Source organism: Mycolicibacterium aurum, assembly GCF_900637195.1.
Lineage (GTDB): Bacteria > Actinomycetota > Actinomycetes > Mycobacteriales > Mycobacteriaceae > Mycobacterium > Mycobacterium aurum.
In genome coordinates this window covers 275604-288355 of sequence record NZ_LR134356.1, presented here as the reverse complement: position 1 = coordinate 288355, position 12752 = coordinate 275604, and the positions used below count along the sequence as shown (strand labels likewise).

Annotated in this window: 2 protein-coding genes; one reads left to right on the top strand and one right to left on the bottom strand. The window is 69.3% G+C overall.

The window, feature by feature from the left end; all coding sequences use genetic code 11:
* Nucleotides 1-53: 53 nt before the first annotated feature.
* A complete protein-coding gene (locus EL337_RS01355; protein WP_048632640.1) occupies nucleotides 54-1475 on the bottom strand; it encodes a condensation domain-containing protein in 1422 nt (473 codons plus the stop codon).
* 199 nt (nucleotides 1476-1674) lie between these two features.
* On the opposite strand from EL337_RS01355, the gene EL337_RS01350 reads away from it, so the two are divergent.
* Entirely contained in the window at nucleotides 1675-12738 is an 11064-nt protein-coding gene (locus EL337_RS01350) for a type I polyketide synthase (protein WP_048632560.1), read from the top strand.
* Nucleotides 12739-12752 lie beyond the last annotated feature (14 nt).

Here is a 12752-nt window from a genome sequence, read left to right as displayed (position 1 = left end):
ACCGCGGCAGCGGGATGGTCGCGGGGTGGTTGTCGCCGGCGGTGTGCTTCACGCTACGCGACGCGTCCCCAGTGCCCGCTGTCAGCGACCGGCACACACACCGACTTCATCGCCTGCATATAGCGCGTGACCGATTTCTTCGCGACCGGATTGTCGGGATGCATTATCGCCATCACGGTGCCCTCGCCGTATCGAAATATGTAGATGGTCAGCTGATAGGAGAATCGTCCGTCGGGGTAGATGCCGATGTTGTTCGCGAGTCCCAATTCACCCGCGGCCAGAATCGCGTTCAGCGGGGCCGCGCCGCCGTGCAGGAAGTTCGAGACCGGGAAATTCGGTCTCGGCCATTCCAGCCATGGCGCCAACTCCAGCACGCGGTAATACGGCACTTTGGCCATGTTCAGACCCGAATCGAACGACGCCTGCGCGGCTCCCGCCGCCTCTCCGAACGACGCCGCGCCGATGGGAACCGTGATGGGGATCAAGCCGGTGAACCAGCCCTGTGTCATGAAATTGTCGGTGCCGGACCGCGAATCCCTGGGCGTGAGGCCGTAATACGTCAGGGCGCCGGTCAATTCATGCTCGACCTGGGCCAGGCAGGCGAAGAGGCCGCCGACAAAGCGCGCTCCGGCGGTCGTGCACGCCGATTCGAAGCGCTCGGTCTGCGGGGTGTCCATCAGGACTTCGGAGGTCATGGTGCTCGTGGTCGACTCGCGCGGGTTGCCCAGCGGAAGCGGGAACTCCGGAAAACCGTTGCTGTTCTCTTCGGCGAAGTCGATCCAGGCCTGCACCCCGGGCGAGTCCACGGTCAGCGCCGATGTGTGTTCACGCTCCCGGACGCAGAACTCGTCGAAGCTGCCCGCGTCGGGCAGCGTGAGAGCCTCACCGCCTCCACTCAACGCCGAGTACATGCCGTTGGCTTCCATCATCGTGGTGCCGATCAACGTGGCGTCGCCGTGCACGTGGTCCATCGCGGCGAAGAACGCGAAGTGATCGTCGTTCTGGATGATCCCGAAGGTGAAGCAGCCCCACTCCAGCGGACTCGGTATCGCCACCACGTGGGCGTGGATCTCGTCGACCGTCATGTGGCCGTGATCGATCGGCACGAATTCGATGTCGGCGGGGTCGGTGAGCGTGCGCCGGACGAACTCACCGTCGCCGGTCTGTTCGAACCAGCTCCGAAATGTGTCGTGCCGGCGCAGATACGTGTTGACCGCGTGGTCCATCGCCGCGATGTCGCAGGTGCCTGCCACCTCGCAGCTGGCGATGATCTGCCGGGAGAACGTCAGTCCGGCGGCGGTCCGCCGGCTGTAGTTGCGAAGGTGTTGACCCTGCATGTAGCTGATCGGAACCGTGCTGACCGGCGCCTGGAGCGCCTTTTCCCGAGCCGCGGGCGTCGGGTGCCATGACGTGACCGAGCCGGCGTCCAGCGACCATTCCTCAAGCGCGCCAACCGTGATCTTCCCGATGCGCAATGCTGGATCCTCCCCGGCTCCGCCCGGGCTGCCGGCTGGTTCCGGCATGCCCACTGGCGGGGATCAACATACCCTCGGTGCAAGGGCGGTCGGCTCGGCTCGGGGCTTAACCGTGGCTGCGACGCTGCGCATTCGCCACGTCAAACGTGCAATAGTGGCCGACGACGCTTGATCTTGGCGCAGGGGGAGTACAGCAAACATGACATCGGTCGACGGTCTGAACGAGCCGACCCCTCGTTTCGCCATCGTCGGGTACGCGGCACGTTTTCCGGGTGCCTCGGACGCCGACGAGTTCTGGGACCTGCTGCGCGAGGGGCGCGACGCCATCTCCGAGGTGCCCGGCGACCGCTGGGACGTCGACGAGTTCTTCGACCCGGAACCGGGCACGCCCGGCAAGGTCGTGACTCGTCGCGCGGGGTTCGTCGACGACGTCACCGGGTTCGATGCACCGTTCTTCGGAATGTCGACCCGCGAGGTCAGGATGATGGACCCGCAGCATCGGCTGCTGCTGGAGACCGCCTGGCGCGCGGTGGAGCATTCAGGGACCGCACCGTCGGCGCTGGCGGGCACGAACACCGGGGTGTTCGTGGGTCTGGCCACCCACGACTACCTGGGCATGGCTTCCGATGAGCTCACCTACCCCGAGATCGAGGCCTACATGGCCATCGGGACGTCCAACGCTGCGGCGGCCGGACGTATCAGCTACCGATTGGGGTTGCAGGGCCCCGCGGTGGCCGTCGACACCGCGTGCAGCTCCTCGCTGGTGGCCATCCATCAGGCGTGTCAGGCGCTGCAGTTGGGCGAGTGCGACCTGGCGCTGGCCGGCGGGGCGAACGTCCTGCTGACCCCGGCCACCATGATCACGTTCTCCAACGCGCAGATGCTCGCGCCCGACGGCAAGTGCAAGACGTTCGACGCGGCCGCGGACGGCTACGTGCGGGGCGAGGGCTGCGGCGTCATCGTCGTCAAACGGCTCGAGGACGCGATCCGCGACGGTGACCGGATCCGGGCCGTGATCCGCGGCAGCGCGATCAACCAGGACGGCGCCTCCGGCGGTTTGACGGTGCCCAACGGCGTTGCTCAGCAACGGGTGATCGGCGACGCGCTTCACCGCGCCGGCCTGCGACCCAGCGATGTCGGATACTTGGAGGCGCACGGCACCGGAACTTCGCTGGGGGATCCGATCGAGGCCCAGGCCGCGGGCGCGGCGTACGGGCCCGGACGCGACGCAGGCCGGCCCCTGTTGATCGGCTCGGCCAAGACCAACATCGGGCACCTGGAAGCGGCCGCGGGCATCGCGGGCGTCATCAAAGTGGTGCTGTCGCTGGAACACCAGGCACTTCCCAAGCACCTCCACTTCGAGAATCCATCGCCGCACATCCCGTGGGATCGGCTTCCTGTGCAGATCGTGACGGAGACCATCCCGTGGGAGCGCTCCGACCGTCCCCGGATCGCGGGCGTCAGTTCGTTCGGCTTCGCCGGCACCAACGCCCACGTCCTCGTGGAGGAAGCGCCTCTGCAGGCACCGGTTGCGGATGTCGCCGCGGCAGTGGGCGGACGTTTCAGCGTTCTGCCGGTCTCGGCACGGACGCCGTCGGCCCTGGTGCACCTGGCCGACCAGTACCGCAGCTGGCTCACAGCGCACCCCGAAGCCAGCCTGGCGGACGTGTGCTCCACCGCGGGAGTGGGTCGCGCACACCTGGAGCAGCGCGCCGCGCTGGTGGTCGACACCCCGGAGTCGGCCATCGAACTCCTCGGCGCACTCGCCGACGACCGCCCGGCGCCCGGCGTGGTGCGCGGCGAGTCGCACGACATCCCGAAGACAGCATGGTTGTTCACCGGTCAGGGCAGCCAGTACCCGGGCATGGCCCGCGAGTTGTACGACACCGAGCCGGTGTTCGCCGAGACGGTCGACCGGTGCGCGGACGTGGTCGCCGATGTTCTCGAAAAGCCGCTACTGGACGTCATTTTCGACGTCGACAGTCCCGGCGGCGACGAGGCACTGCGGCTGACCTCCTACGCGCAGCCCGCGCTGTTCGCGGTGGAGATGGGCTTGGCGCGGCTGTGGCAGTCGTGGGGATTCGAGCCCGACGTGGTGCTCGGCCACAGCGTCGGTCAGTACGCGGCGGCATGCGTCGCGGGAGTGTTCAGCCTGGAGGACGGCGCGCTGCTGATGGCCCACCGCGGCCGCCTGTTCGCCAGCCTGCCCGCCGGGGGCCGCATGGTTGCGGTGTCCACCGCAGCCGAGCGGGTGGAGAGCCTCACCGACGACTTCCCCAGCCTGTCGGTCGCCGCCTACAACGGGGCGAACACCGTATTGTCCGGTCCCACAGCAGATCTGGAGAAGGCAGTCGCCGGTCTGGCCGCCGACGGCGTTCGGTGTGACTGGCTCGACACCAGCCACGCCTTCCACTCGGCGCTGCTCGACCCGATCCTCGACGAGTTCGAGTCCTACGCCAGCCGATTCACCTTCGCTGCACCACAACGGATCCTGATCGACAACCGGACCGGTGACGCGCTGGGACGGAGCGTGAAACTGGACGCGCCCTACTGGCGCAGGCACGCGCGCCAGCCGGTCGAGTTCGCCAAGAGCGTGCGCACCCTGGCCGGCCTGAACTGCAAGGTACTGCTGGAAATCGGCCCACAGCCCGTCCTCACCGCCGCGGCACTGAAGGCCTGGCCGGACCCGTCCACCGCGCCCCGGGCGATCGCCTCGATGCGCCGCACCACCGCCGACCACCGCCAGATCATCGAGGCGGTGGCAGATGCGTACGTGTTGGGCCACCTGCCCCGATTCGACGCGCTCCGCCAGGCGAATGCACGCACGCTCGATCTGCCGACCTACCCGTTCGAGCATCGCCAGTACTGGTTCAACGACAGCAGCGCCGCAGGAGCGCCGAAGCAGGTCACCGGGCCGCGCACCGAGGCGATGCGCCTCCTCGAGGACGGCCGGATCGAGGAACTCGCCGTGCTCCTCGACGGCGCCGACGGCGACCGCCAGACGGTGGACGTCCTGAACAAGCTTGCCGCGCAACACAACCAGCAGAGGACCACGCAGTCGATCGCCGACGACCGCTACGAGTTCCACTGGGAGAAGTCCCCCGCGCTCACCAGCGGTGCCGACGCCGGATCCGGGTGGATCCTCATCGGCGACGACCCCGATGCGGTGGCCCCGCTGGTCGAGGAGTTGACCGGCCGCGGGCACCGGCATCGGCTCGTCGGACTTCCGATGTCCGACGCCGACGAAGCGCAGCTCGCGGACGAGTTGCGCACTGCGGCAGCGGATGATCCACAGCTGCGCGTCGTGCATGTCGCGGCCCTCGGCTCCGACACCACGCCGTCGATGCGGTCGCTGCTGCGGATGCAGCACCGCATCCTGGGCGGCACGCGGCGGCTTCTCCGCGCCGCGGCCGCAGCCGAGTTGCGCAATTCGGTCTGGGTGGTGACCCGGGGCGCACAACGAGCCACCGACACGGATTCCGTGTCACCGGAACAGAGCTGCCTGTGGGGATTCGGTCGAGCCGCGGCCCTTGAGCTGCCCTTCGTGTGGGGCGGACTGGCGGACGTGGCGAGCGGGAGCGCCGATGAATGGACGGAGTTCGTCAACCGGATCACCGCGCCCGACTCGACCGTCAGGGAAGACCAGCTCGCGCTGCGCGGTGACGCGGTCTACGTTCCGCGACTGGTCCGGCGCGCCACCCAGCCCAGTGCTGCACCGCTATACCTGCGCGACGACGCCACGTATCTGGTGACCGGTGGGCTGGGCTCGATCGGCCTCGAGATCGCCGGCTACCTGGCCTCGCACGGCGCCCGCCATCTGGTGCTGACGAGCCGTCGCGCCCCCGGCGACGCCGCGCAACAGCGCATCGACGCACTGGGCGCGCAGCACGGCTGCGAGGTCCGGGTCGTCACCGCCGACGTGGCCGACGCGCACGCCGTCGCGCGCCTGTTGGCGGTCGTGCGGGCCGAGCTACCTCCGCTGGCCGGAATCGTGCACGCCGCGGGTGAGATCGGCACCACCCCGCTGAGCACTCTGGACGACGCAGAAGTGGACCGCGTCTTCGCCGGAAAGGTCTGGGGTGCCTGGCATCTGAGTGAAGCCGCGCTGGACACGTCAGCCGGCACGCTCGACTTCTTCCTGTGCACCTCGTCGATCGCCTCGGTGTGGGGCGGATTCGGCCAGACGGCCTACGGCGCGGCCAATGCCTTTCTCGACGGGCTGGCATGGCGGCTGCGCGAGCAGGGAATTCCCGGCATCAGTGTCGGCTTCGGGCCGTGGTCGGCGGGCATGGCCGACGCGGAGTCGCGCGCCAGGTTGGAGAAGCGCGGGGTCCGGACACTGTCACCCGCCGACGCGCTGGCAGGGCTTGCCGACGTCGTCGCGGCGGGGGCCGACCGGGGACCGGCGCACGGCGTCGTCGCCCGGATCGACTGGAGCCGCTTCCTGCCGCTGTATCAGCAGGCGGGACGGCGCGCATTCCTGACCGAGTTGGAGCGGGAGGTGCCCGACGCGGCGCTTCCCGCGGTGTCGCCGTCCGGCACAACCCCGCTCGTGGAGCGGCTCACCACTGCACCGGTGCAGCAACGCAGGAAGCTCCTGACCGATTACCTGCGGGACACGGTGGCCACCGTGACCCGGGTCGACGTCGCGGAGATCCGCGAGGACGCCGGCTTCTTCGACCTCGGCATGGATTCGCTGATGGCCGTGGAGTTGCGGCGCCACATAGAGAACGGTGTCGGCGCCGAGATACCGGTGACCCTGGCCATGGATCACCCCCGGGTGTCCGACGTCGCCGACTATCTGCTCGGCGAGGTGCTCGGGCTCAGCGAGCAGACCTCCGACACCTCCGGCCTGCGGCTGGCCACCGCGGTGACGACCCGCACAGACGAACCGATCGCGATCGTCGCGGTGTCGTGCCGCTTCCCCGGTGCGTCCAGCCCGGAAGCCTTCTGGGACGTGCTGGCCGGCGGCGTCGACGCGATCCGGGAAGTCCCGGAAGACCGGTACGACATCGACGAGTTCTACGACCCGGATCCCGATGCTCCCGGCAAGACCTACACCCGCTCCGGCGGATTCCTGGACGGCATAGACGGATTCGATCCGGAATTCTTCGGCATCTCCCCGCGCGAAGCCGTCTGGATCGAACCGCAGCAGCGCCTGATGCTCGAAACGGTGTGGGAGGGAATCGAACGGGCCGGGTACGCGCCGTCGGCCCTGCGCGGCAGCCGGACCGGCGTCTTCGTCGGGGTCGCCGCCAACGAGTACGCCCACCTGCTGTCGGCCGAACCGATCGACAAGATCGCACCGCACTTCATCACCGGTAATGCGCTGAACGCGATCTCGGGCCGCGTCGCCTTCGCGCTCGGTCTCGAGGGCCCGGCGGTGGCGGTGGACACCGCGTGCAGCTCGGCACTGGTGGCCGTGCACCAGGCCTGCCAGGCCCTGCGCTCCGGCGACGCCGACCTGGCGTTGGCCGGCGGCGTCAACGCCCTGCTCAGCCCGGTGACGGTGGTCGCCGCCTCCCGCGCCCGGATGCTGTCCGCGGACGGGCGGTGCAAGACCTTCGACGCGTCCGCCGACGGCTACGTGCGCAGTGAAGGGTGCGGCATCCTGGTGCTCAAGCGGCTCAGCGACGCGGTACGCGACGGCGACCAGGTCCGCGCCGTCATCCCCAGCAGCGCGGTCAACCAGGACGGCGCATCCAGCGGTCTGACCGTGCCCAATGGTGGAGCGCAACAACGACTTATCGCAACCGTGCTGGCGCGCGCCGGCCTGTCGGGCGGCGAGGTCGACTACCTCGAGGCGCACGGGACGGGAACCCCGCTCGGTGACCCGATCGAGGTCCAGGCGGCCGCTGCCGCCTACGGCGGGTCGCGCGCGGCGGACCGTCCGCTGCTGATGGGATCGGTGAAGACCAACATCGGTCACACCGAGTCCGCCTCCGGGGCAGCGGGTTTGATCAAGGTCGTGCTGGCGCTGCAGCACGGGCTGCTGCCGAAGAGCCTGCACTTCGATACTCCGTCGCCCCATATCCCCTGGGATTCCCTACCGGTCAAGGTCGTGGACGAGGCGATGCCGTGGCAGGCCAACGGCAGGCCTCGGCGCGCGGGTGTGAGTTCCTTCGGGTTCACCGGCACCAACGCGCATGTGCTGATCGAGGAGGCGCCGCCGCAGCCGCCCCTGACCGAGGACGCCGGCTCGACCACCCCCACCACGGAGCCGGACACCGGCGACCGGTCGGTGGACGTGCTTGCGCTGTCGGCGCGCTCGCCGGAAGCGCTGACGGCTCTGGCCCGGCGCTACGAGACGTGGTTGGCTGCCCACCCGGATGCCGACCTGGCCGAGGTGTGCCTGACGGCCGGCACGGGCCGTTCCCACTTCGACCACCGGGCCGCGCTCGTCGTGGAATCGGTGCAGGGGGCCCGCGAGGCCCTCGCCGACCTCACCGAGAACCGGCTGCGCACCGGCATCGTCCGCGGTGAGCACACCCACCACCCCACGACGGCGTGGTTGTTCACCGGTCAGGGCAGCCAGTATCCCGGCATGGCCCGTGAACTGTTCGACAGTGAACCGGTGTTCGCCGAGACCGTGACCCGGTGCGCCGAGGCGGTCGCCGACATACTTCCCCGACCGCTGCTGGAGGTGCTGTTCGCCACCGATCGCGCGGCCGGCGACCGGGAATCGCTGCGGCACACGTCGTTCGCCCAGCCCGCACTTTTCGCCATCGAGATGGGCCTGGCGCGGCTGTGGCAGTCGTGGGGTATCGAACCCGACGTGGTGCTCGGGCACAGCGTCGGCCAGTATGCCGCGGCCTGCGTGGCCGGGGTGTTCAGCCTCGAAGACGGGGCGCGGCTGATGGCTCAGCGTGGGCGGTTGTTCGGCAGCCTGCCCGACGGCGGGCGCATGGTGGCGGTGTTCACCGACGCCAAGAACGTCGAGGAGGTCGCCGCCGAGTTCCCCCGGGTGTCCGTCGGCGCCTACAACGGACCCAACACCGTGCTCTCGGGCCCGGGTGAGGATCTGGAACAGATCGTCGACAGATTCGGTGACGACGGAATCCGATGCACCTGGTTGCAGACCAGCCACGCCTTCCACTCCGAACTGCTGGATCCGGTGCTCGATGAGTTCGAATCCTTTGCAGCACAACTGCACTACGCCGTTCCGACACTGCCGCTGGTCTGCAACCGCACCGGCGCGGTGCTGACGGCGCAGACCCCGCTCGATGCCCAGTACTGGCGGCGGCACTCCCGCCAGCCGGTGCAGTTCGCCGAAAGTGTCCGCACCGTCGCCGCATTGGGGTGCTCGGTGCTGGTGGAGATCGGCCCGCAACCGGTGCTGACCGGCGCCGCGGTGCAGGTCTGGCCGGAACACCTGGCACCGCCGCGGGCGATCGTGTCGCTGCGGAAAGGCGTCGCGGACCGGCGCCAGATCGCCGACGCGCTGGCGGCCGCCTACGTCGGTGGCCACCTCCCCGACTTCGCCGCACTGCATCGGCCCTCGACCCGCAGGCTGGAGCTGCCGACCTACCCGTTCCAGCGCAGGCGCTTCTGGCCGAAGACCGCAGGCATCACCGCCGAAGGCGGTGTGGGTCCCGCGACGTCGGGAATCCTCGGCAGCGCCAAGGACCTCGCTTCCGGCGACTCCGTCTACACCAGCAGGTTGTCCGTCAAATCGCAGCCGTGGCTGTCCGACCACGTCATCTACGGCACCGTCGTCGTCCCAGGGGCCACGTACGCCGCGATGGCGCTCGCCGCCGTCGGCACCCCGGCGCGGGCGAAGGAAGTCTTCTTCTACGAGCCGATCATCCTGCCCGAGAAGGCCTCTCGCGAGGTTCAGCTGACGCTGCATCCGCTCGATGACGGCAGCGGATCCACGTTCACCGTGCACAGTCGCCCGTACGGCGACCGCTCCGCCGACTGGTCACTCAACGCCGAAGGCACCGTACTCAGCGGTGCCGACGCCGAGGAACCGGAGTCCGGGCCGTCCGGGCCGTCCAGGACATCCATGCCGACCGCCCCATCCGACCCGGTCGACGAGGCGATCGAGCGGTTGACCCGCATGCGTCCGCAGGAACTGTTCGAGACCTTCGCCGACATGGAGCTGGCATGGGGCCCGACCTGGTCCGGTTCCCTGAAGTCGCTGTGGCTCGGCGAGGGCGAAGCGATCGGCGACATCGTCGTCGGCGAGGAGCTGGCCGAACAGCTGGGCACCGAGCCGATGCACCCGGTGCTGATGGACCTGTGCACCGGCGTCGCCTTCCCCGCGTTCCCAGCCCTGCTGGCCGCCGAACAGGGCGTGAGTGATCTGTTCCTGCCGCTGCGCTACGGGCAGGTGACGCTGCGGGAGAAGATGCCGCGACGGTTCTACTGCCGCGCGACATGGCACACGAACGCCCTCGACGGCGAGACCCAGGTGTTCGACCTCGATTTCGTCGACCGCGACGGGCGCGCGCTGGGCGGGATCCGGGAGTTCACGGTCAAGCGTGCGCCGCGCGAGGCACTCCTGCGCGGACTCGGCGGCGACGCCACCAGATTGCTCTACAGCCTCGGCTGGCATGAGGTCCCGTCGCTGCCCGACGACGCAGCGGCGGTGGCCGCAGGCACCTGGCTGATCGCCGGGTTCGACGAACTGGCCGCAACCGTGCCCGGCTGCATACCGTTCGATCGAGCCACGGATCCGACGCCGCTGGGAGAGCTGTTGGGGCAGGCGCACGAGCGCGGCCTGCCGTTCTCCGGGGTGGTCTGGCGCGCGGCGGGCCGCAGGCCCGACGAGTCGACCGCCGATGCCGCCGCGCGCCTCGAGTCCGAGATCGCCCACCTGCTCAGCGCCGTGCACTGCGTGCAGCGCGGCGACCTCAAGCTGCCGGGCGGGCTGTGGATCGTCACCGAGAAGGCCGTGGCCACCGAGTCCGGCGAGCCGGTCGACCCCGTCCAGGCCGCGCTGTGGGGATTCGGCCGCACCACCATCAACGAAGAACCGGCGCTGCGCTGCAAACTGGTCGACTGCGACGGATCGCCGGAGGCCGTCCGGGCGCTGGCCACCCTGTTGGCCACCTCTGTCGACGAGCCGGAACTTGCTCTGCGACAAGGAAAGCTACTGGCATCCCGGCTGGTCCCGTGGGCGCGCACCGGTCACCTCACGGTGCCCCGCGGAGGGGACTTCGTGCTGGCACCCACCGAGCGCGGCGCGATCGACAACCTGCGATTGACCGAGGCGGACGTGGCTGCGCCAGGTGCGGGTTATGTGCAAGTCCGGGTGGAGGCTGCGGGCCTCAACTTCCGGGACGTCCTCAACGTTCTCGGCCTGTACCCGGGCGATCCCGGCCCGATCGGCGGCGACTTCGCCGGCGTCGTCACCCAAGTGGGCGAGGGCGTCACCGGGCTCGAGGTGGGCCGGCGCGTCTACGGCTCCATGCAGGGCGCGTTCGCCAGCCGGTTCAACGTGCCCGCCGAGTTCCTGGCACCGATCCCCGACGGGGTGAGCGCGGTGGAGGCGGCGACCATTCCCGCTGCCGCCCTGACCGTGCGGCTGTCGTTCGACTGGGCCCAGCTCAAGCCGGGCGACAAGGTGCTCATCCACGCCGCCAGCGGCGGCGTGGGCCTGGCGGCGGTCCAGATGGCCCAGCAGTTCGGTGCCGAGGTGTTCGCGACGGCCAGCACCTTCAAGCGCGCGACCCTGCGCGGGCTCGGCGTGAAGTACGTCTACGACTCGCGGACAACGGATTTCGCCGACCAGATCCTGGCCGACACCGACGGTGCCGGCGTGGACGTGGTGCTCAACAGCCTGACCGGCGAGGGGTTCATCGAGGCGACGCTGAAGGCCACCGCCCAGAACGGCCGGTTCGCCGAGATCGCCAAGCGCGACATCTGGTCGACGGAGCAGATGGCCGAGGCCCGCCCGGACATCGACTACGAGATCGTGGCACTGGACACGGTGATGTTCACCGAACCCGAGCGCATTCGCGAATTGCTCACCGAGGTGTCGGAAGGCCTGGCCAAACGCGAGTGGACACCGCTGCCTGCCGAGATCTACCCGTTGACCGAAGCCAGGGCTGCGTTCCGGCGGATGCAGCAGGCGCGCCACATCGGCAAGATCGTGGTGCAGATTCCGAATCCGCTGCAGCCGCGGGCGGATCGGAGTTACCTGATCACCGGCGGGCTCGGGGCGATCGGTCTGCACACGGCGGCGTACCTGGCTCAGCTCGGTGCCGGCGACATCGTGTTGACCAGTCGCCGCGCCGCTGACGCGGACACCCAGCAGACGATCGACGACATCACCGAACGCTTCAAGTGCCGCATCCACGTCTTCGCCGCCGATGTCGGCGACGAACCCCAGGTCATGACACTGCTGGACCGGATCCGTGCCGAGTTGCCCCCGCTGGCCGGGGTGGCGCACTTCGCGGGGGTGCTCGACGACGCACTGCTGTCCCAGCAGAGCCTGGATCGATTCCGTATGACATTGGCTTCCAAGGCTTTCGGCGCCTACCATCTGGACCGCTGGACCGCGGACGACGATCTGGACTTTTTCATCGTGTCCTCGTCGGTGTCGAGCCTGTTCGGTTCGCCCGGCCAGGCCAACTACTCCACCGCCAATGCGCTGCTCGACGGCCTGGTCGCACACCGCAGGGCGAAGGGCCTCCCCGCCACCGGCGTCAACTTCGGGCCGTGGGCCCAGGGCGGCATGGCCTCGTCGGAGGCCGCGGTCGCGAATATCAGCGCCCAGGGGCTGATTCCGCTGGAGCCCTCCGCCGCGCTTGCCGCCCTCGCCGAGTTGGTAGCCAACGGGACCGGCCAGGCCGCCGTCATCAAGGCCAATTGGCAGCGCGCCGCCAAGGTGCTCGGTAGCTCCCGCCCACCGATCCTCGACCTCGTGCTGCCCAGCGCAGCGGGAGAGGTGGTGGGCGACAGTGAGTTGCTCCGGCAGCTGCAGGAGATCCCCGTCCCGCAGCGGGCCGGGTTCGTCACCGAATTCCTGCAACGCGAGGTGCAGAACTTCCTGCGGCTCGCGTCGCCGCCCGCAGCCACCAGCCGGTTCCTGGACCTGGGCACCGATTCGCTGATGGCGATCGAACTGCGAAACCGCCTGCACAGCCAGTTCGGTGGCGCGTTCACGATCAACGCGACAGCCGTGTTCGACTACCCGACCATCGGCGGTCTCGCCGAATACCTGGTCGGCCAGCTGCCGGACGCCGAACCGTCGGGCGCGCCAGAACCGGGGGCAGTCGAACCGGAAGCGACGCCGCAGGACGCCACCGCGGATTGACCCCACGGGCCGGC

What these genes read in the sequence shown, in the direction of transcription:
- EL337_RS01350 (WP_048632560.1), top strand. Translation starts at nt 1,675, where the DNA reads ATGACATCGGTCGACGGTCTGAACGAGCCGACCCCTCGTTTCGCCATC.